The sequence below is a fragment of the Novosphingobium sp. PP1Y genome (genome assembly GCF_000253255.1).
In the GTDB taxonomy this organism is placed as follows: Bacteria; Pseudomonadota; Alphaproteobacteria; order Sphingomonadales; family Sphingomonadaceae; genus Novosphingobium.
The window spans coordinates 170,696-190,845 of the sequence record NC_015583.1 but is presented as its reverse complement, the minus strand read 5'-3'; the positions used below and the strand labels follow the sequence as shown (position 1 = coordinate 190,845).

Below are 20,150 nucleotides of genomic sequence, written 5' to 3'. Positions count from 1 at the left end.
GGCGATCCTTCTCCGAAACTAGAAAGTCAAAGCCTGGCGCCACTTATGCGGCTTGAGGCGAACGCGGTTCTAGTCGCGGGAAACGGCAACAGGCAAGGAACTACAGTCTGTTTGGCCCCGAGAATTCGAATTATTGGCCGGTCGCGCGCCTTGCCCATGCGACGATGGCGTTGGCCGGCATGGCGCCCGCCTGCCGCGCCACTTCGCGGCCTTTGGAAATGACGGCAAGGGTCGGGATGGACTGGATCGCGTATCGAGAGGCAATGGCCCGCTCCGCTTCGGTATCCAGCTTGCCGAGACGCATGTAGGGTTCGAGCTGCGGTGCAGCGGCGGCGAAGGCAGGCGCCATCTGTCGGCAGGGGCCGCACCACGATGCCCAGAAGTCGATCAGCAGCGGAATGTCGCTGCGGGACGCATGGGCATCGAAATTTGCAGAGGTCAGCGTAAGGGGCGCTCCTTCGAAGAGCGGGGAACCGCACTTTCCGCATTTGCCCCCGGCTCCCAACTTGGCCACCGGAACCCGGTTGGCTGTTGCGCAAGCCGGGCAGATGACGATCCGTAACGCGTTCTGTGTCATCGAGTCTCTCTGTGCCTGTCCTACTCCGTACAAAGGCAGGAACAGGGCCCGCGTGACAAGTCTTTCGTCGGTCTTCGAAGCGTGACGCGAAAAGAGTCAGACCGCGTGAAGTCTTTCCACGGTCGCTTCGTGCTCGCCGCGCAGGGCCAGTTTGTCGTGTTCTGCAAATACGCGCTCGATATCCGCGCGCTTTTCGAAAATGAGCTTCGCCACGCCGGCCGTCATGCCGCCTTCGTCACCCACGCGGCCCAGAACGGCTGCAAGGTCTTCGAGAGTGGCTTTTTCGAGGCTGGCGTGCAGTCCTCCCTTGGAATCGCGATAGGCGACACATTCTAAGGCCATGCCCCATGCTCCTTATTAAGCGTGTGGTACAAAAACGCAGGAGATGGCTGCGAGTTGCAGCGAAAGCTCAATTCGCGGCCGCTTCGCATGATTCCAATCAGTTGTTCTGCGCCTCCTGTCCCCCATCGCTCCCGAACCGTTCATTCCAGTTTGCGGGCCACCCATTCTCCGATCGCCATGGACGCTGTCAGGCCAGGAGATTCGATGCCGAAAAGATTGACGAGACCGGGCAAGCCGTGATCCTGCGGTCCCTCGATCATGAAGTCAGCTGCCGTTTCGCCCGGGGCTGAAATCTTCGGTCGAATGCCCGCGTAGCCGGGCTGGAGGCGAGTGGGATCGAGCTTGGGCCAGATCCGCATGGCTGACCTTGCGAACTTGTCCTTGCGGGCGGGGTCGACGCTATAGTCGATGTTGTCGATCCACTCGACATCGGGGCCGAACCGAGCCTGTCCCGCAAGATCGAGCGTGAGGTGCGTGCCAAGACCACCGGGTTCGGGCACCGGGTAGATGAGATGGCTGAAAGGCGTACGGCCGCTGTATGTGAAGTAAACGCCCCGCGCGAAATGCAGCGGAGGCACTCGGCTCGCAGGCAGGTCTTCGATGGAGCGCGCAAGCACTTGCGCGGCAAGTCCACCGGAATTGACCAGGATCGGCGTTTCCAGCACGGGCTCGTTCATGCCCTCGATCCAGATCTGCCACATTTCGTTACGGCGAAGGGCGCGCGTCACCTTCGTCGAGCAGACCAGACGCGCGCCATGGGTCTCTGCCGAGCCAATCAACGCCTGCATGTAGGCATGGGCATCGATGATCCCCGTCTGCGGTGAGAGCAGGGCGTCCGCCACTTCCAGTTCGGGCTCGAGGCGCTTTGCCTGAGACCTTGTCAGGCGTTCCAGCTTGCCCGCACCGGCGGCATCCGCAGCCCGCACGATGGCATCGAGGTTGCCGGATTGGTCCGGCGAATGCGCGAAGATGATCTTGCCCAGGCGCTTGTGCGGAACCCCGGCGCTTTGGCAGAATGCATAGAGCCTGTCGCGTCCTTCCACGCAGAGGCGCGCCTTGAGCGAATCTTCGGGGTAATAGATCCCGGCATGAATGACTTCGCTGTTCCGGCTGCTGGTCCATGAGCCGAAATGGGGTTCGCCATCGAGGATCAGCGCTGCCGAGCCGTTTCGAGCCAGCGTCTCGGCAATGGCCAGGCCAACGACTCCGGCGCCAACTACGACAGCATCAGCTCTATCCATTAGGGTCCGCTATCTACTTAACCACTCGGTCGATAATACGACGGCTGCGCGGATTTGCCAGATCGTCCTGGTTAAAGCCAAGGTTCTTGAGCGCTTCGTTGCTCGCGCTACCGCAGTTCAGGCAGTGCGCGATACTTGCCGCCCGGCTCTCTGGCGGCTCGAAGCGGTTTGGCGATGAGTGGGGGCGATCTGGCCAAGGGATGGCAGCGGAGCACGAAAGTCGTTCGAAGGCCTGTCAATCGGGGGCTTGCGTCAGGGCTTCGTGGAGCGAGGTCGCTCTGCGACGATCGTGCTCCGTTGAGCTGGGACTACCTTGCGGTCGACTTGGGCGCGGACTGCTTCGTCGAGGTCATGTGAGTCATGTTCGCCTTGCAGGTCTTCAGCGCCTTGCCGGTGAGGCCCTTGCAGCTTGCGGTGGCGGCCTTGGTGTGGCTCGCCGTGCTTGCGGTCGCAGCAACGGCAAGACCCGGGACGGCGAGCAGCAGGGCACCAACGATACCAGTGACGAATGAACGGGTCAGCATGTCTTGAACTCCAGTTTCGACGTGGCGTCATTGCCTGTCGCAAACTTTCATAGGCCCCAAATCCCGTCCGCAGCATTTCCTGCAGATTACATCTTCGTCATGTTGGCTGGGGGCACCGTTTCGCGCTCCCCGTCTTGCCCGGGCAACCTGATCACGGCGCGTAGTCCGGGCCGGTTGTCTTCCAGATTGAAGATCCCGCCATGCAAACGGGCCGTGGATGCGACGAGGGCCAGGCCAAGGCCGGCTCCGGGTTTGTGTCGAGCAGGATCGAGGCGGCCGAAACGCCGCAGGGCAACTTCGCGAAGCTCGGCAGGAATGCCGACGCCGTCGTCCGCTACCACCAGAACAACGGCGTTCTCGTCCCTGCGTGCCTCAAGGCGGATGGAGGTTCCGCCGCGGGCATATTTGCAGGCGTTCTCGATCAGATTGCCGAGTGCCTGGCTGATGAGATCGCGGTGGAGGGATATCGCGATGGGGGCCGCAAACGTTGCCTCAAGGCTGAAGCCGCAGTCTTCGGCCAAGGGTCCGTAGATTTCGGCGAGATCCTGAAGGAGATCGCCCAAGGCGACGGTTTCGAAGCGTTCCCGGCCTATTCCGGCTTCGGCGCGGCTGATCTGCAATGCTGTTGTCAGCATGCGCAGCAAGGTATCGGCTTCGGCGGAAATCTTCTCGAGGACGGCGAGATCGTCGGCATCGCGGGTGTCGGCGAAGGCCTGTTCGATGTGCGACTTGAGGCGCGTCACCGGGGAGCGCAGGTCATGGGCAAGGCTGTCGGTCACCATTCTGAGCTCCTCGACCAGCAGTTCTATCCGTTCCAGCATTTCGTTGATGCCCGATCCCATCTGGTCGAAGGCGTCGTGGGTGCCGTTGAGAGGAACCCGATGGGAAAGGTCGCCGGCGCCGATTGCCTCGGCCGTTCTCGCGATCGAGGCAATCCGTCTGGCGATGCTTCGCCCGACCTGAAGCGCGATCAGCAGCGATATGGGGAATGCGAGCAAGGTTGCGGCGAGCAAGGCTTCATCGTTGATCTTCTGCAACTGCAGGCCGTTCTCGATGACGTGCCCGGTCAGCAGATGAGACCCGTCCGAGAGTGTGCTGGCAGAAAATGCCATGGCTTCAGGCGCCGTGGCGTCCTTTCGGTACAGGGTCAGCGTCGTCCACTCGGTCGTTTCCCCGATAACCGGTGGCCAGTTGTCCAGATTGCCCGCCGCGACGGAGCCGTCCGCATTAAGGAGCAGTATCACGGGTATGCCCGACTGCGGGAACTGCAGCCGGTCGCGAATGGCAGCGACAAGGGCAGGCTTGCCCTCCTTTCGGTATTCCGCAAGCAATCCGTCGCGAAGCTCTGCCACGACGGCTTTCTGCTCGCTCAGGAGCGTTTCCTGCGTGGAAAGGCGTACGAAATAGAGGATCCCGGCCGTTGCGGCGAATTGGGCCACGACCAGCATCGCGACCAGACGCGCGATAGTCGAGCGGGGCAGGAAGAATAACCGGCGCAAACCTCAGCGCTCGGCGCCGAGCAGGTATCCCGCGCCGCGTACGGTATGAAGCAGGGGTTCACCAGAGGCGTTGTCGATCTTCTTGCGCAGGCGACTGATGTGGACATCGACGACGTTGGTGCCCGGATCGAAATGGTAATCCCACACGCCTTCCAGCAGCATCGTGCGCGTTACCACCTGGTTGGCGTGGCGCATCAGGTATTCCAGCAGGCGAAATTCGCGGGGCTGCAGATCGACCGGCACGCCTGCGCGGCGTACCTTGCGTGACAGCAAGTCGACTTCGAGATCCCGGCACGTCAGTTTCGTTTCCGCCTGCGGAGCGCTCCCCTTGCGCAAGAGCAGGCGAAGCCGGGCGAGCAGTTCGGCGAACGCGAAGGGCTTGGCCAGATAGTCGTCAGAGCCTGCCAGCAGCCCTTCCACCCTGTCGTCCGAAGTCCCAAGCGCGGAAAGGAAGATGACCGGCGTTTCGATTCCCGCTGCGCGCAGGGCATTGAGCACTGCCAGACCGTCCAATCCCGGCAGCATTCTGTCGAGGATGATCGTCTGATAAGTTCCGTCGCTCGCCTGGAAAAAGCCGTCCCTGCCGTCCGTGGCATGATCGACGGTAAACCCCGCCTCGTTCAAGCCCTTGCATATGTAGGCTGCCGTGGCCTCATCGTCTTCGACGAGCAGAATCTTATGGCTCATTATGCCGATCAGTCTTGTGTTGGAGGATCAGCGTACGACGAATGTGATCGCGCACCAAGTCGAGATGCAGTCGTGGCCCTTTGGCATTCGCGACATCGCGGCGGGCATCGCTGATGGACTTCACGGATTTCTCGTCGACGGCGACCAGGCGGTCGCCCGCCGCCATCCCCAAGGCCTGCGCCTCGCTGTCCGTCCGCACGCTGGTGACGACAAGCCCGCCGGATCGGGGCGTTGCCCTGGCGATGGTGAAGCCGGGCAGGGCATCGCGATGCGCGGGACGGATGATCCCATGGACGGCGAGCTTCTGTGCGCCGAAGAACAGGCCCAAGGTGACGGCTGCAAGCGAGAGCATGACACCTGCCATGCACAGGCGACGCAGGGAAGCTCGCACAGTCCGGCTCATGGCGATCGGGGAGGCGATGATGGCCGGTGAGGGTGGCGGTTGATGGGCAGTCTGACGGACATGAAAGAAAGATGCGACTGTGATGGGCGGGTGTCACGTTACGCTTTCGTCATGTCAGGTGCTCCCCGCCTCGTCCGTTTCCTGCAGGTTTGCGAGGCGGGGGCGTCACGATGGTTACGAAACTGTAATCAAAGATCCATGGGCAGGCCAAGCCGGCTGTCCTACCAGTGCAGGATCAAGTCCAGGACGCCATGAATGGCGTCGGAGGAAGCGCGCTGTCATGAAGAAGCTGCTTATCGCACTGGCGGCAGTGCTGGCCGCGGGTGCCGGATTTCTGGGCTACATCGGGTATTTTGGCGGCGAGACTTTCGTGCCGGTCGCTGCAAACCCGCAGGCCGGGAACCCCGCAGGGGGGCTGGCTGCGGTCGTCCTGTCCGGTGACATGGGCTTCAGGATGGGAATGGGGCCTAAGATCGCCGCGCGCTTGGCCGCGGACGGCATCCCTGTCATCGGCGTCAATTCGCTCGTCTATTTCCGCCATCGGCGTTCACCGCTGGAAGTTCGCAATCTGGTTGCGACCGCCATCGAAAAGGCGCTGGAGTTCGGCCGCGCAGACCGTGTGGTCCTCGTCGGTCAATCCTTTGGATCGGATATGATCCCGGTTGCGCTATCCGCCATGCCCGGCCCGGTGCGCGCGAAGATCGCCAAGGTCATCATGGTCGTGCCTACCGACACGCTGTTCCTGCGCGCATCGCCGTCCGAGATGTTCAACTGGTCAAAGCCCGATGCTGACGCCATCCCCGGCGCGCGCAGGCTTACCTGGATTCCGGTCGTCTGCGTTTCGGGCGCCAGGGAAACCACGAGCCTGTGCCCGTACATGGACCAGCCCAATGTCGTGCATGTGAAACTGCCGGGCGGTCACTATCTGAACGGCGATGTCGATGCCCTGCATCGGGTGATATCGGATGCAATCTACTCGGCTCGCGTAGCTTCGGTGAAGGAACGAGGATAATGCGCCTCTATCGCATGCGATCGGCTCAAGCCTGGCTGCGAAGCGATGCCGGGAGGGAGAACATAGGGTTGCCGAAAAGAGTGATGCTGCCTCTGCTCGCAAGCCTGGCATTTCTGGCAGCGGGTCTGTCCAGCCAGACGAATGCCGCTTTCGCGCAAGTGCCCCCTTCACTGCACGGCGTCTGGGTCAATCCCAGTGGCACCGTGAAAGTGGAAACGGGCAGCTGCGCCGACCGGCTTTGCGGTTGGGTGGTCTGGGCCTCGCCCGATGCCATCGATGACGCGCGCGAGGGTGGAACCGAGCACTTGCTGGGAACACGGGTGCTCAGCGAATACGACCGTGTTGCGCCGGGCACATGGCAGGGTAACGTCTTCGTTCCCGATCACGGCGCGACCTTCTTCTCGAAAATTCGCGAGATCGACGGGGATTCCATCCGGATCAGCGGTTGCCTGCTTCACGGGCTGCTGTGCAAGAGCCAGGTCTGGCGCCGCGCTTGAGGACAGCGCAGATAACCTTGCGCCGATACGGCATGGCACTGTCCCGCTGGCGCAAGCCCTTGGGTGCCGTCCTGACCCTGATACTGGGTTGCCTGGGACTGTTCGCCTTGCACAAGCTGCTGGGTGAGATCAGTTTTCGCGAGGCCAGGGCCGCATTCCATGGCATTCCGGCCTGGCGCCTCGGTACGGCCATCGGCCTGACTGCCCTGAGCTATCTTTTCCTGACGCTCTACGATGTCACTGCGCTGCGGATCGTGGGGCGGCGCGTTCCTTACCGGACGGCGGGACTTGCCTCCTTCACCAGTTATGCGCTCAGCCACAATCTCGGGCTGGGCCTGCTCACCGGCGGGACCGCGCGGTACCGCATCTATTCTTCCGGTGGGGTGGGCGGCGCCGATGTCGCGCGGATCATCGGGCTTGCCGGGATGACGTTCTGGCTGGGGCTCGTCGTGATGACGGGTCTTGCCCTTGCGGCGAACCCCGATGCCCCTGAACTGGTAGGGCTACCGCTTCCGGGCTTCCTCGTGCGCGGGCTTGGCATTGCGGTCCTTGCAGCCGTAGCGGCGGCGCTTTTTGCCGTAAGGCATTCGGGCCGGGTCATCAGTGTGGCCGGATGGACCATGCCGATGCCTTCGGCGCGTCAGGCGCTTGGCCAGATCGTCGTTGCCTGCTGCGACATGGCCGCTGCGAGCGCCGCGCTTTTCGTGCTGGTGCCGGGCATTGGGCTATCTCTCTTTCCGGTCCTGTTCCTGGCCTACGTGCTGGCCGTCGTCATCGCGCTTATCAGCCATGTACCGGGCGGCATCGGCGTTTTCGAAGCGGTGATCCTTGCCCTCTTGCCCCAGGTCGAAAGGCCCGAACTGCTTGGCGCCTTGATAGCCTACCGCGTCATTTACTACCTGCTGCCCCTTGTCCTTGCTGCTGCGGTTCTGGCCATTCAGGAGCACCGCCAATGGCGCGGGTCCGTCGGATCGATCCTGGGGCATTCGCAGTTCGTGGCGACCAGCCTTTCGCCGATCCTCCTGTCGATGCTCACTTTCGGCGGCGGCGCCATGCTGCTTGTGTCGGGGGCGTTGCCGGGGCTGCACGATCGCCTCCAGATCCTGCGCCGGGTACTGCCCCTGCCATTCACCGAGGCATCGCACATCGCCGCCAGTCTCTCGGGCACCGCATTGTTGCTGTTGGCGCCGGGGCTATATCAAAGGCAGGACGGCGCCTTTCACCTGGCCAGGATAATTCTTCTCGCCGGCGCCGCTTTCAGTCTTCTGAAGGGCCTGGACTACGAGGAGGCGACAGTCTTGCTGGTGATTGCCGGGCTGCTGCAGTGGACCCGGGCCGCGTTCTATCGGCGCAGTTCGCTGACCAGCGCCAGCCTCTCGCGCGACTGGCTCGTCGCCGTTGCTCTCGCCCTCGGCCTTTCGTTCTGGATCGGGCTATTTGCCTACAAGCATGTCGCTTATCAAAGCGAACTGTGGTGGGATTTTGCATGGAGAGGTAATGCGCCGCGTTTCCTTCGCGCCAGTTTTGCGTCTTCGGTCCTGCTGACGGCCGCTGCGCTGCACTGGCTGTTCAGAACCCGCGAGGTCGTGGACGAGGCTTCCTTGCGCGCCTTGCCTGAAGCGACCGAACCCATGGCGCTGTCGGACCGCACATATGCGGCGCTCGCTTATTGCGGTGACAAGCGGTTTCTCGTCTCGTCCGAGGGCGATGCATTCGTCATGTACCAGGTGCAGGGACAAAGCTGGATCGTGATGGGCGACCCGGTCGGCAACCGGGATAGCTGGTCCGACCTGCTCTGGCGCCTGCGGGACCTGTGCGACCGGTCGCAGGGGCGCCTGCTGCTCTATCAGTTGAGCGACCGGGCCTTGCCTCTCGCCATCGATCTGGGCCTGCAACTGATCAAGTACGGCGAAGACGCGAGGGTCGACCTCGACCGTTTCAGCCTCGATGTATCCGAGGCCAGGAGCCTGCGTTACTCCGAACGCAGGGCAAGGCGCGAAGGCGCGATTTTCGAAATCGTTCCCGCAGCGCAAGTCCCGTCGATCCTGGGGGATCTGGAAATCGTCTCGAAGGCGTGGCTGCGCGCCAAGGGCCAAGCCGAAAAGGCGTTCAGCATCGGGGCCTTCGACCGGCAATACATGTCCAAATTCGATTGCGCCGTCGTGCGGCAGGAAGGGCGCATCGTGGCCTTCGCCAATATCTGGAAGACAGACGACCGCGGGGAACTCTCCGTCGATCTGATGCGTCATGCAGATGAGATGCCCTATGGGACCATGGACTTCCTGTTCATCCACCTCATGCTGTGGGGCCGTCAAAACGGTTATCGCTGGTTCAACCTCGGCCTTGCACCCTTGTCGGGGATAGAGGCGGGGCGGCTGGCGCCCGTATGGGCACGGTTGGGCCATCTCCTTTACAAGCATGGCGAGGCCCAATACGGATTTGAAGGTTTGCGCGCTTACAAGGAAAAGTTCCTGCCGTGCTGGGATTCAAGCTATATCGCGGGGCCTCCCGGTATCGGTCTGGTCCGCGCCTTGTTCGATCTGCAAAAGCTCGTGGGAGGCGGGCGTGACAGTGCTGCCCGCAAGGCTAGGCTGTCGCTTGTGGCCTGAGCTCCGAATGAGCCAGCAATGGCAACGCCAAGGGCAGCTGATCGTCTGGCGGAACGGCCGAACTCCGGTATTCCGGCCAGACACCGGTCGGACCGGCCCCGCGAACGCCTGCGACGGGACGCAAAGGATAGTGAAACGCTTGTAAGCGGGAAACAGCCGATCGAGGAGCCGATTTGCAGGGCATCCGGTGTCGCCGAGCTGAGATTTCCATGGTTTGGCCGCTAACCCAGTTTCTCCCGAGTCATGGCCTTGGGCTATAGGCCTCGCAATTCTTCGTAGACAACTGCTCTCTTCCACCTGCTATCGGTTGCCATCCTTATAGCAAAACCACTGAGGGGCAGGGTCGCAGATGATTCGTGGATGGTTCAGGATTGCGCTGTGGAAGCGCGTCCTTGCAGCATTGGTATTGGGCATAGCTGCGGGCGTGCTGCTGGGTGAGCAGGCGCAGTCGATCAAATGGATCGGCGATCTGTTCATTCGCGCTATCAAGATGCTGGTCGTCCCGCTCATCTTCTTCTCGCTGGTATCGGGAATCACCGCGGTCGGCGATGTCGGTCGGCTCGGTAAAGTGGGTGGTCGTGCCCTGGGCCTGTTCATGCTGACGGCTTTCATCGCCGTGTCACTCGGCATGGGATTGGCAGCGCTTGTCCAGCCGGGAGCAGGGCTCACCATCACATTACCGACCGGGAGCGCGGTGCCGCCTCCTCCGGACCAATCGTTGGTCGCGATGATCATCGGCCTGGTCCCGGAAAACCCGATCATGGCGATGGCGCAGGGCGCGATCTTGCCGGTCATTATCTTCGCCGTCCTTTTCGGCGTAGCGATTTTGGCGTCGGGTGAGGAAGGCGCACCGCTGGCACGCGCGATGAACGCGGGTTCGACGGTGATGCAGAACATGACGATCTACGTGATGGAACTGACGCCTTTTGGCGTCTTTGCGCTGATCGCCTGGGTGGCCGGGACTTTCGGTTTCGACGCGCTTATTCCGCTGAGCAAGCTGGTTGCGCTCAACTATGTTGGCTGCGCCATCATCCTGGGCATCGTCTACCCGCTGATCCTGCGCCTTATTGCGCGCCTGCCGATCATCGATTTCTATCGCGGCGTGGTCGATGCGCAGGCGGTGGCCTTCTCCACCGCCTCCTCCAATGCGGCGCTACCGGTGACCCTGCGCTGCGTCGAGCGAAACCTGGGCGTGTCCAACTCGATTGCCAGCTTCACGGTGGCCCTTGGCGCCACGATCAACATGAATGGCACGGCCATGTACCTGGGTGTCATCGCGCTGTTCGGTGCGCAGGCCTATGGCATCGAACTGAACTGGTTTTCCTACGTTCTCATCGCCCTGACATCCACCCTGGGCGCAATTGGCGCTGCGGGCGTTCCGGGTTCGGGGTTGGTGATGATGAGCCTCGTCCTGTCCTCGATCGGGGTGCCGCTGGAAACCATCGCCTTCGTCGCCGGGATCAACCACCTGCTCGACATGGCCCGCACGATGACCAATGTCACCGGTGACGCGACGGTCGCGGTGGCCGTGGGCCGGATGGCAGGCGAGATCGACGTCGAGGAATATATTTCGGCTGACGACGTTTGAGCCTCGCGGCCTGTCAGGGCCGACAAGCTGCATGAGAAAAGGGGCGCCGCGCGTATAGCGCTGCGCCCCTTTTCCGCTTCTGCCCGGCTGGGGGGGAATGTGGGGTCAGGCCAGGCAGGCTACCGCCTCGATCTCGACGTCCCCGGCAACGAGGCCGGAGATCACCGTCGAGCGGGCAGGATAGGGCTGTGCGAAAACTTCGCGATAGACTTCGTTGAAACCAGCCATGTGAGCCGCGTCGGTGAGCCAGGCGGTTACTTTGGTCACTTGGTCGAGACGCGCTCCGGCTTCGGAAAGAACCGCCTCGAGGTTGGCCAGAGCCTGGCGCGTCTGCACGCGGATGTCTCCGGGAACAATGGCGCCGTCCGCACCGCGCGGAAGCTGCCCGGAGGTGAAGACGAGATCCCCGGCGCGGCGGAAACGACTGAGCGGGGGAGAGGACTTGGTGGTCATGATTTGGGCCTTTCGCGCCTATACGGTTTCGAAGTGAGGGGTCCTGGACCGGGCGGCATTGACCAGCGCGGCGACCCGCTCGGCCGAACCCGCCGCGAAAGTCCACCCCAGCATGCCGTGCCCGATATTGAGGAAAAGACCCGGCGCGGCCTGCCGGATGATCGGGCGGGAGTCAGGCGTCATCGGACGCAGGCCTGTCCAACCCTCGCCGATCGCTTCGTAGTCGGCGGCCAGCGGCATGGACTGCCTTGCGCCTTCCACCAGCGCGCTCAACCGTGCCGGTTCCACGCGCAGATCGCGGTTGTCGAGTTCAGCGAGCCCGGCAATGCGCATCGAGGAACCCAGGCGACAGAAGACGATCTTGCGCCCGGTGTCGGTGAGGCTGACCGAAGGAGCATTGCTTCCCGGCGGTACGGTAAAGCTGTAGCCCTTCATCGGCCGTATCGGGGCACGAATGCCCAGCCTGCCGAGAAAACGCGGTGCATCGGCGCCGAGGCAGACCACGGCGCTGCGGCCTGCCAGGCTGCGCCCCTGGTTATCGTGGACCAGCATCCGATCGCCGCGCCGCTCCAGCTTCGCTATCGAGAAATTGAAATGGTCGCGGACGGGATATTGCTTGCGCAAAACTTCGAGCAGGCCAAGGCAGAAGCGATGGGGGTCGCCCACCTCTTCCGAAGGTGTCCAAAGCGCACCGTCGAAGCCTTGCGTGTCGATGAGCGCCGGTTCGACATCGATGGCCTCTTGCCGCGTCAGGATGAACTGCTCGGCGCCAGCGACCTGCTTCATGACAGCGACGCGTTTCGCCCTCTCCAGAGCTTCGGCATCGCGAAAGATATGCAGTTTGCCCATCGCGGCGTGGGCAAAATCGAAGCCATGTCGCGCTTGCAAATCCGCCATCGCGGCCCGGGATTCCAGGCCGAGTTGCAGCGCGGCCAGAGTGTTCGCCGAAAAACGGGCATCGCTGCAATTGCGCAGGAAAGAGAGGCCCCAACGCAGAAAGGCGGGATCGGCCGAAAGCCTGACTCGAAAGGCGGGGTCCAGACCTGCGATCATGGCGGGGATCTTGCGCAGCAGCGAAGGCTGTGCCAGCGCGTCGGTATAGGCGTAACTGAGCTGCGCCCCGTTCGCGAAGGAAGTGCCCTGCGCAGGGCCAGAAGCCGCATCGACCAGAGCGACCGAAAGGCCTCGGCGCGCCAGCGCATAGGCGGTACACATGCCGACTACACCCGCGCCGAGGACAAGTGCATCGACCTCCGGGGCACCTGACCCCGGGGGCAACGGTCGCGCCTCGCCCTTCGCTGGTTGCGAATGTTTCATCGTATTCCTCTTGTACTACGGTTTGCGTCCGCCCGAACCTTCAAGGCACCTGGAAACGAGTCAGGCAGGCGGGCGGCGTGTGCCTGAATTCAGGAGGGGCAGGTGCCCGGCGGCGGCCGATGACGGATTGCCTGCCCCGGAGCGAGGCCCGTCAACTTGCCATCGAGGATCGCCGCCTGCCCGTTCACGAACAGATCGCGCACGCCTTCTGAAAGTTCGCGCGGCGCGGTGTATGTCGCCACCGGGCGATAGCCTTCCGGATCGAACACCACCACGTCGGCCTTGTAGCCCGGCTTCAGGTGCCCCCTGTCAGCAAGGCCGAACATGTCCGCGGTGCGCCCGGTACTGCTGTTGATGAAGGTGGCGAGGTCGATCACCTTGTCCTGCTTAACATACTTGGCGTACTTGCGGGGAAAGTTCGCATACATGCGCGGATGGCCTTCCGATCCGTCCGAACTGGTGACCACCCAAGGGCGGCGCATGAAGGCGGCAATGTCCTTCTCGGCCATGTTGAACGATACGAGTTTGCCGCTGCGATCACCGTCGCGGATGATGCGCAAGGCGGCCGCGATGGGGTCGACTTTCCACCTCGCGGCGATCTCGTCGAGCCGCATCGAGGTCCATTCGTGGCCGGGATCGGTCAGAAGCAGCGCATGGGGTCCGCCACGCCGCCGCATGTTTTCCGTCATCGCCGCTTCGATCTTCCCGCGCGTGGCCGGATCGTCAATGCGCCCGAGCAGCGCGGATCGCCCTCCATCCTGCGCCCAGCCGGGGAGCAGTGCAGCCTGGAGGCTGGTGCCCGAGGCGTCCCAGGGGTACTGGTCCGCAGTGACGTCCTGGCCTGCGGCGCGAGCCTTTTCGATCTGCTCGATGATCTCGCCGGACTTGCCCTGAACGTCGACGCCCAGAACCTTGATATGTGCAAAATGGACCGGAAGTCCGGCTTCGCGGCCGATGGTGAGCGCTTCGTTCACCGATGCAGCGACGCCAATCGTGTAAGTCGCTTCGTCGCGCTGGTGAGTGTCGTAGACGCCGCCGCGCCGCGCTGCCTCGCGGGCAAGAGCCGTGACTTCCCCGGTCCTGGCGAAGCTTTGCGGCGCGTAAAACAGGCCGGTGGAGAGCCCCAATGCGCCTTCGCACATGCCTTGTGCGACCAGATCCTTCATCGCCTGCAATTCCGCCTCGTTCGGCGAGCGCGCAGCGTTACCCAGGACAGCGCGGCGGACCGGCCCGAAGCCGACATAAGTCGCGACGTTCGTGGCGAAAGTGCGGGCCTCCATGTCATCCAGAAATGCCGCGACCTCGGGCGTTCCTCCGCCGTCCACCCCAGAGAAGATCGTCGTCACACCCTGCATCAGCCAAGGCAGGTTCAGCCGCCCCTCGCCATCCTCGCTGTCAAGGAAGCGTTGGGCGTGGGTATGCGGATCGATGAAGCCCGGGGCGACGATCATTCCCTTGGCATCCACAATCCGTGCGCCTGCCGCAGGTTTGCGGCTGGGGCCTACGTAGACGATCTGCTCGCGCGCGATGACGACGTCGCCGACGATCGGGGTCTCGGAAGTACCATCGTAGATCGTCCCGCCCCGGATGACGGTCGTTTCTTCAGGGGCGTCATGCGACAGGGCAGGGGCAGGAACGCCCGCTGCCGCGAGTATCGCCAGCGCGCAAAGAGTTGACTTGTTCGCGATCATGGGACTTCCAATCCGGTGCGGCGGGTAAGGGGGATCCGGCCCGACTGGCCGCGGCTTACGCTGATTTTGTCAGGACTTGTGCCGGGCCACAGGCTCATGGCTCCTGCATGGAATGCGCCATCTTCGCCGGGCTCGAAGCGGACCGTGCGGGGCGCCGCAACTAGGGGAGACGTAATCCGGGCGAGCAGAGCAGAGCCCTCTCTTACGAGCGTGTAATCGCTATCAAGCTCTTTGGAATGGAAACGACCCGAGGGATAGGCCTTGGGGTAGCCGGGCGGACTGGTTCCGGCCGCAGCCATGACCTCATCCAGCTTCTCGGCGGCCTTCCAGTCGCCCCGGTTGCACAGGACCGCGAAGGCCGCGTGCCGCTCGGGCAGGCGCACGTAGGCGTGCTTGAACGCTTCGGCCGATCCCCCGTGGCGCACGATGCTTTCCCCGCCGAGCCGGCCCATATGCAGGCCGCCGCCATAGGCGAGGCCCTTGCCGTCGTCGATCGGCGTGCCATCGGCGAGCCTGCCCGGTGTCAGCATGATCTTCGCGACCGCCTCGGTCCAGACCCGGTGGCGGTGTTCGATATCCCGTTCGTAGCGGGCGAGGTCTTGCAGCGACAGCATCAGTCCGCCCGATCCGCTGAAACGCGGGAAAGTGTCGCGCGCGGCGAAGGCGTCGCCTTCCGGCACGTAGCCATGGGCGAAAGTGCCGGGCCGGGGACTGCCGTCGTCAAGGAAATAGGCGTGCTTCATGCCCATCGGATCGAACAGCACCTGGCGGGCATATTGCGCGAAGGGCTGGCCAGAAACGCGCGCGACGATTTCCGCGAGCAGCAGGTAGCCGCCGTTTGAGTAGCTGTACTGCGTTCCCGGGACAAAGGCCGTATCTGTCTGCCTGAATAGCAGGTCCAACGTCTGCTCCTTCGAGGCCCGGCCGACATCGGCCATTCCGGCCAGGCGCAGCAGTCCCAGGGAATCGCGGATGCCCGAAGTGTGGTGCATGAGCATCTCTACCTTCACTGGCCGCGCATACGCGGGCAATTCTGGAAGGTAGCTACGTACGTTGTCTTCGAGGCCAAGCTTGCCTTGCGCGATCAACGTTGCCGCCGCGAGTGCGGTAAACTGCTTGGAAAGCGAAGCGCCGTAGAACAGCGTTGTGCTGTCGAGTGGACGCTGCGAAGCCAGATCGGCAAATCCCGATGCGGCAGATTGGCGCAGATTGCCGTTCTGAAAGACACCTGCCACGCAGCCGGGGGCGACACTGTGATCGGGATCGACAAGCGTAGCGCGTATCGCGGCTTCGCGCGATTGCGCGCAGGCCATGCCTGGCATGGATGCCAGCATCAGCGCAATTCCGCCTGCAAGCAGATGGCTTGGGGAGCGACAGATTCTGGCAAGGGCAATCAAGCTGCGATCTCTTCCGCTGGTTTGTGCGACTGGGCATGGCGACCACGGGAAGATGGATCTGCCGGGCTGCCGCGAAGGAAGATCAGGTTTGTGGCCGATGCGCAGGCAAGACAATGAGCAGTTCTTTGCGAGGGCATAACCTTAGTCTATGAGGATCGGCCTGCCAGGGTCGCTTCATGGTGACCTGCCGCGTCCTCGATGACTTCCCGAACCGTCTCTATGAAACGGTCGATCAGTTCACCTGCCGCTGCGCTTTCCAGGGCGACCGCGCCGATCGGCGCAGATACGTCGGGGGCGAGGCCGTAGCAGGACAGGTCGGGCGCGGCCATGGCCGCCGCGGTGAAGGCATCGGCAACCGTCACGCCCACACCCTGGCGCACCAGGGCGAGCGCGGTGTAATAGGTGTGCGAGGTCACAATCTCGCGCGGGGCGATGCCAAGCCGCGTCAGTTCATTGACGAACACGTCCGCAAGTGGGCCGCTGTCCCTCAGGCCTACGAAATCCAGTCCGTCGAGCACCTCGACCGGGACGGCACGGCTTTCGTCTCCAAAGGCTCCGCGCGGTGAAACCAGCACGAGGCCCGCGCTTCCCAGCGCCGTCTGGCGCATGTGGACCTGCCGGGAAATACGATAGCCGATGGCAACGTCGCATTCGCGTTCGTAAAGGAACCTCTCCACTTCGCGGCTGTGCAGGGTCGTGATCTCGAATGTCACGTCAGGATTGCGCTCGCGAAAAAGGGCGATCGCGCGCGGGGCGATGGCAAGACCGATCGAGGGAAGCACGGCAACCCGCAAATGACCGCCCTTGCGATTGCCGATGTTCTTGGCAGTGCGCGTCAGGCGGCCGAGTCGGGTGTAGACTTCCGAAACCTCCGCGAACAGTTCGTGTGCCGGTTCGGTGGCAATCAATCGACCCTTGGTGCGCTGGAACAGTTCATAACCGAGCTGGTCCTCGGCATGGCGAAGAACCTTGCTGACCGAAGGTTGCGAGACATTGAGCGCGCGCGCCGCCTCGCTGATCGATCCGTGCTCGTAAACGGCGTGGAATACCTCGATGTGTCGTAAGCGCATGTCCCGCTCCGATTTTATGTGACCGCCTTGATCATAGCCCAAGGTTATGTCCTGCGGAACTACCGGAATTGGACGCACGGAAACGAATCCCGGATCAACATTGCAGATTTGTGTCAGGCTCCGATCCCGGCGGTCTGGCGAAAACCACCATCAGGGGGACATCGACAATGACGGCGTGCACGCGATTGAATTACCTCAAGGCCTCTTTCCTGCTCACCACCTGCTTTGCAGGCGTACCGGTCACGCAAGCGCAGACTGTCGCCCCGGACGAGCAGCCGGTCAGCGAGATTGTCGTGGTTGGCTCGCAGATCAAGAATTCGAAGGTCGCGGGCGAATTGCCGGTCTCCGTGGTCAGCAGTGAGGACATCGGCGCGATCGCACCGACTTCGGCCTCCGACCTGCTTCAGGCGCTTCCCGCCAACGGGACAATGGATTTCAACGGCACCGACACCGTGGGGAACGGTGTCCATTCCGCGCGCGGCGACGTCGCTTCGGTCAACCTGCGCAGCATTGGTTCGGGCAATACCCTGGTCCTGCTCAACGGCCGCCGGCTCGTGCAGCACCCGGGTACCCAGACCGAGGATTCGGTTCCCGTCTCCACCGTCAACATGAACGCGCTGCCGATCAGCGGGATCGAGCGGATGGAAGTCCTGCATGACGGCGCCTCGGCGATCTACGGCTCCGATGCCGTGGCCGGCGTGATCAACACCGTGCTGGACGACAAGTTCGAAGGCCTGCGCGCGACAGGCGAGATGGGCTTTGCCGAGAACACCGACAAGATGAAGTTCAGCGGTGATCTGCAGGGCGGCTGGACGTTCAACGAGGGCCGCACGCACGTTTCGCTGTCGCTGAGCTACTACCAGTCGTCGAAAGTCTGGGCGCGGGAACTCGACTATTCGGGCGCCAGCGACCGGCGTCCCTTCGTCGAGGACACCGACTTCGCGGGCGATACCAGCTTCGACAACCGTTCGAGCAGTACGCCGTGGGGCCAGTTCACTGCCTCGCAGGCGATCTCCGGTCTCACCAGTTCGGGCGGCGTCTTCCACATCCAGCCGGACACGGTATCGGGCTGCCGCACCGGCCTTGGCAGTGGCCTGTGCATCGATGACGGCAGTCTCGATCGCGACTTGCGCTACAATATCAACCAGTCCCGCACGATGTCTCCCAGCATCAAGCGCGGCAACGCCTTTGCCTTCATCACTCATGATTTCGGCGATTTCGAATTCTATTCGGAACTTGGCTATTACCGCGCGCGGACAGAGGAATATCGCGGGGAATCCTCGATCCTCAGTTCGGCCCAGTTCACCATTTCCAAGGATGCCTATTGGAACCCGCTCGGCGCGCTGGGCAATCCCAACCGGATTAGCGGATTTGCCATTCCCGACGAAGGGCTGGATCTCACGCTTACCAATTACCGCGTCGTTGATGCGGGCTTGCGACACATTCAGGTCGACAACGAATCCTATCGCCTGCTGGGCGGGTTCCGCGGCTCGCTGGGCAATTGGGACTGGGATACCGCAGCGCTCTATTCCGAAGCCACGACGAAGGACATCACCTTCGACCGCGTCAGCAACACGCTATTCAGCGAGGCCCTGAACCGCACCGACTCCAGCGCCTACAATCCATTCAACGGCGGCAGCCTGGCCGATCCCAACTGGGGCGATGCCACGGCCAACCCGCAGGCGACGATCGACAGCTTTCTGGTCGACGTGGCACGGTTCGGCAAGACGACGCTCGCCCTGGCGGATTTCAAGGTGTCGAACGGCAGCCTCCTCTTTCTGCCCGCGGGCGATGTCGGTATTGCGCTGGGCGGTGAATGGCGCCGGACCAGCTATCGTGAGGACTACGACGACCGGCTCGACGGGACGACCAACTACATCGATGCGGTGACCGGCGACCTGGTCAATGCCTCGGACATCATGGGATCGAGTGTTGCGTCCGATTCCCGCGGTTCGCGCAATGTCTTCTCGGCCTTCTCCGAACTCGCCGTTCCATTGGTCAGCCGTGACATGGAAGTGCCGCTGGTGCGCGCGCTCAACCTGCAGCTGGCTGGACGTTTCGAACACTATTCCGACGTCGGCAGTGTTTTCCGGCCCAAGTTCGCAGCGTCCTGGTATCCGGTGGACCAGCTCCAGCTTCGCGCTTCCTATGCCGAAGGTTTCCGCGCGCCGAACCTCGAGCAACTCAACACGGAAGTGACCACTCGCGTCAGCACGGTCATCGACTACTATCGCTGCCAGGCAAGCGTGAACAAGGGCGACGTCGCCAGCCTCGGTGCCTGCTCGGGCAATGACCGCGTCGAGGAACGCCGCTTCGGCAACAGGCAACTCAAGCCTGAGAAGAACGCGAGCTATTCTGTCGGTGCGGTCTTCACGCCCACGCGAGAGCTGACCTTCACCGTGGATTACTGGCACATCAAGCAGCGCAATCTGGTCGGCATTTTCGGTGCAGAGAACATCGCTGCGCTCGACTATGTCTCGCGGCTCCAGGGCGGATCGGGCGTGAGCGGCGTGCTGCGCGCCGATCCGACGGCGGACGATATTGCCTTCTACCAGGGAAGCGGTCTCGATCCGATCGGCGAGATGGTGCAGATCGACGACATCTTCACCAATCTCGACACGCGGACCAGCGCCGGGATCGATTTCGGCCTGTACTACCAGCCACCGGAAACCCCGCTGGGAAGCTTCAACTTCAAGTTCAACGCCTCTTATCTCGAAAAGGCCTACCAGGGTCTGTCTGATCAGGCAGCGCTCATCCGCTCGACCCTTGGCGATGCCGTTCCACTCGAAGCGGTCGGCGATCTGATCGAGAAGGACGGGCGTCCCAAGTGGCAGGCATCGGGAACGATCACCTGGAAAAGCGGTGGCTGGGGCGCGGGTCTTTTCGGCCGTTATGTGAGTTCCTACTACGACACAGGCGTCGTGCAGGATGATACCGGTGAATACTGGAAGGTGGACGACTGGTTCACGATGAACCTCTACCTCCAGCATACCTTCTTGGATGGCCCGATGGAGGGAACCCGCGTCCGCTTCGGCGTCCGCAACCTGCTCGATTCCAAGCCGCCCTTCCTCGATGCGACTTATGGCTACGATGCAAGTCTGGCGAGCGCGGAAGGCCGGTTCTTCTACACTTCGGTGCAGACTCGCTTCTGATCGCACTAGGTCGGTACCGAAAGACACGACGATCCCGTCCTTGTGGGCGGGATCGTTTCATGTTGACCCTGCCATAAGCCTTCTGCGCAGG

17 protein-coding genes are annotated in these 20,150 nt (G+C 62.7%); 5 read left to right on the top strand and 12 right to left on the bottom strand.

Annotated features, from left to right (window positions below; translation table 11 throughout):
* Positions 1-130: 130 nt before the first annotated feature.
* The 7 genes from trxC to PP1Y_RS01850 form a co-directional block, all read right to left on the bottom strand.
* Entirely contained in the window at positions 131-577 is a 447-nt protein-coding gene (gene trxC, locus PP1Y_RS01880) for a thioredoxin TrxC (protein ID WP_013836411.1), read from the bottom strand.
* Positions 578-673: 96 nt separating this feature from the next.
* On the bottom strand, positions 674-919 hold the full coding sequence (locus PP1Y_RS01875) for a hypothetical protein (protein ID WP_041558211.1): 246 nt from the start codon (positions 917-919) through the stop codon (positions 674-676).
* Positions 920-1,059: 140 nt separating this feature from the next.
* Positions 1,060-2,160, bottom strand: a complete 1,101-nt coding sequence (locus tag PP1Y_RS01870) for an NAD(P)/FAD-dependent oxidoreductase (RefSeq protein ID WP_013836410.1) — start codon at positions 2,158-2,160, stop codon at positions 1,060-1,062.
* A 308-nt stretch (positions 2,161-2,468) separates the two neighbouring features.
* On the bottom strand, positions 2,469-2,684 hold the full coding sequence (locus PP1Y_RS01865; protein ID WP_041558208.1) for a hypothetical protein: 216 nt from the start codon (positions 2,682-2,684) through the stop codon (positions 2,469-2,471).
* A gap of 86 nt (positions 2,685-2,770) precedes the next feature.
* A complete protein-coding gene (locus tag PP1Y_RS01860; protein ID WP_013836409.1) occupies positions 2,771-4,183 on the bottom strand; it encodes a HAMP domain-containing sensor histidine kinase in 1,413 nt (470 codons plus the stop codon).
* A gap of 3 nt (positions 4,184-4,186) precedes the next feature.
* The gene (locus tag PP1Y_RS01855; protein ID WP_013836408.1) at positions 4,187-4,870 is read right to left on the bottom strand and encodes a response regulator transcription factor; all 684 of its coding nucleotides are present in this window, start codon (positions 4,868-4,870) and stop codon (positions 4,187-4,189) included.
* Positions 4,860-5,261 (bottom strand): PDZ domain-containing protein, encoded by a 402-nt coding sequence (locus PP1Y_RS01850; protein ID WP_158511824.1) that lies wholly within the window; start codon positions 5,259-5,261, stop codon positions 4,860-4,862. The genes PP1Y_RS01855 and PP1Y_RS01850 overlap by 11 nt, the downstream gene beginning before the upstream one ends.
* 292 nt (positions 5,262-5,553) lie before the next feature.
* Here PP1Y_RS01850 and PP1Y_RS01845 point away from each other — a divergent pair, with 292 nt between their 5' ends.
* From PP1Y_RS01845 to PP1Y_RS01830, 4 genes are all read left to right on the top strand, one after another.
* On the top strand, positions 5,554-6,285 hold the full coding sequence (locus tag PP1Y_RS01845) for an AcvB/VirJ family lysyl-phosphatidylglycerol hydrolase (RefSeq protein ID WP_013836406.1): 732 nt from the start codon (positions 5,554-5,556) through the stop codon (positions 6,283-6,285).
* 83 nt (positions 6,286-6,368) lie between these two features.
* Complete coding sequence (locus PP1Y_RS01840; protein WP_013836405.1) at positions 6,369-6,782, top strand: DUF2147 domain-containing protein; 414 nt, start codon at positions 6,369-6,371, stop codon at positions 6,780-6,782.
* 32 nt (positions 6,783-6,814) lie between these two features.
* Positions 6,815-9,391, top strand: coding sequence for a bifunctional lysylphosphatidylglycerol flippase/synthetase MprF (mprF, locus tag PP1Y_RS01835; protein WP_013836404.1), 2,577 nt, complete (start codon positions 6,815-6,817; stop codon positions 9,389-9,391).
* 349 nt (positions 9,392-9,740) lie between these two features.
* A complete protein-coding gene (locus PP1Y_RS01830) occupies positions 9,741-10,979 on the top strand; it encodes a dicarboxylate/amino acid:cation symporter (protein ID WP_013836403.1) in 1,239 nt (412 codons plus the stop codon).
* A gap of 105 nt (positions 10,980-11,084) precedes the next feature.
* Here the strand turns inward: PP1Y_RS01830 and PP1Y_RS01825 are convergent, their stop codons facing one another.
* From PP1Y_RS01825 to PP1Y_RS01805, 5 genes are all read right to left on the bottom strand, one after another.
* Positions 11,085-11,432: a RidA family protein gene (locus tag PP1Y_RS01825; protein WP_013836402.1), complete on the bottom strand. Its 348-nt coding sequence runs from the start codon at positions 11,430-11,432 to the stop codon at positions 11,085-11,087.
* Between the two features lie 18 nt (positions 11,433-11,450).
* Positions 11,451-12,749 carry an FAD-dependent oxidoreductase gene (locus PP1Y_RS01820; RefSeq protein ID WP_083835149.1) on the bottom strand — a complete coding sequence of 433 codons (1,299 nt, stop codon included), beginning with the start codon at positions 12,747-12,749 and terminating at the stop codon, positions 11,451-11,453.
* Between the two features lie 89 nt (positions 12,750-12,838).
* On the bottom strand, positions 12,839-14,440 hold the full coding sequence (locus PP1Y_RS01815; protein ID WP_013836400.1) for an amidohydrolase family protein: 1,602 nt from the start codon (positions 14,438-14,440) through the stop codon (positions 12,839-12,841).
* Positions 14,437-15,774 (bottom strand): serine hydrolase, encoded by a 1,338-nt coding sequence (locus PP1Y_RS01810; protein ID WP_041558206.1) that lies wholly within the window; start codon positions 15,772-15,774, stop codon positions 14,437-14,439. The genes PP1Y_RS01815 and PP1Y_RS01810 overlap by 4 nt, the downstream gene beginning before the upstream one ends.
* A 209-nt stretch (positions 15,775-15,983) precedes the next feature.
* Entirely contained in the window at positions 15,984-16,907 is a 924-nt protein-coding gene (locus tag PP1Y_RS01805) for a LysR family transcriptional regulator (protein ID WP_013836398.1), read from the bottom strand.
* 167 nt (positions 16,908-17,074) lie between these two features.
* Between PP1Y_RS01805 and PP1Y_RS01800 the strand changes: the two genes are divergently transcribed.
* Complete coding sequence (locus PP1Y_RS01800; protein ID WP_013836397.1) at positions 17,075-20,059, top strand: TonB-dependent receptor domain-containing protein; 2,985 nt, start codon at positions 17,075-17,077, stop codon at positions 20,057-20,059.
* Positions 20,060-20,150: the final 91 nt, after the last annotated feature.

Coding starts and splice junctions, on each gene's coding strand:
- PP1Y_RS01805 (WP_013836398.1), bottom strand. CDS start 16,907: ATGCGCTTACGACACATCGAGGTATTCCACGCCGTTTACGAGCACGGA.
- trxC (WP_013836411.1), bottom strand. CDS start 577: ATGACACAGAACGCGTTACGGATCGTCATCTGCCCGGCTTGCGCAACA.
- PP1Y_RS01875 (WP_041558211.1), bottom strand. CDS start 919: ATGGCCTTAGAATGTGTCGCCTATCGCGATTCCAAGGGAGGACTGCAC.
- mprF (WP_013836404.1), top strand. CDS start 6,815: ATGGCACTGTCCCGCTGGCGCAAGCCCTTGGGTGCCGTCCTGACCCTG.
- PP1Y_RS01800 (WP_013836397.1), top strand. CDS start 17,075: ATGACGGCGTGCACGCGATTGAATTACCTCAAGGCCTCTTTCCTGCTC.
- PP1Y_RS01820 (WP_083835149.1), bottom strand. CDS start 12,749: ATGAAACATTCGCAACCAGCGAAGGGCGAGGCGCGACCGTTGCCCCCG.
- PP1Y_RS01870 (WP_013836410.1), bottom strand. CDS start 2,160: ATGGATAGAGCTGATGCTGTCGTAGTTGGCGCCGGAGTCGTTGGCCTG.
- PP1Y_RS01845 (WP_013836406.1), top strand. CDS start 5,554: ATGAAGAAGCTGCTTATCGCACTGGCGGCAGTGCTGGCCGCGGGTGCC.
- PP1Y_RS01840 (WP_013836405.1), top strand. CDS start 6,369: ATGCTGCCTCTGCTCGCAAGCCTGGCATTTCTGGCAGCGGGTCTGTCC.
- PP1Y_RS01830 (WP_013836403.1), top strand. CDS start 9,741: ATGATTCGTGGATGGTTCAGGATTGCGCTGTGGAAGCGCGTCCTTGCA.
- PP1Y_RS01810 (WP_041558206.1), bottom strand. CDS start 15,774: ATGCTGGCATCCATGCCAGGCATGGCCTGCGCGCAATCGCGCGAAGCC.
- PP1Y_RS01855 (WP_013836408.1), bottom strand. CDS start 4,870: ATGAGCCATAAGATTCTGCTCGTCGAAGACGATGAGGCCACGGCAGCC.
- PP1Y_RS01865 (WP_041558208.1), bottom strand. CDS start 2,684: ATGCTGACCCGTTCATTCGTCACTGGTATCGTTGGTGCCCTGCTGCTC.
- PP1Y_RS01825 (WP_013836402.1), bottom strand. CDS start 11,432: ATGACCACCAAGTCCTCTCCCCCGCTCAGTCGTTTCCGCCGCGCCGGG.
- PP1Y_RS01815 (WP_013836400.1), bottom strand. CDS start 14,440: ATGATCGCGAACAAGTCAACTCTTTGCGCGCTGGCGATACTCGCGGCA.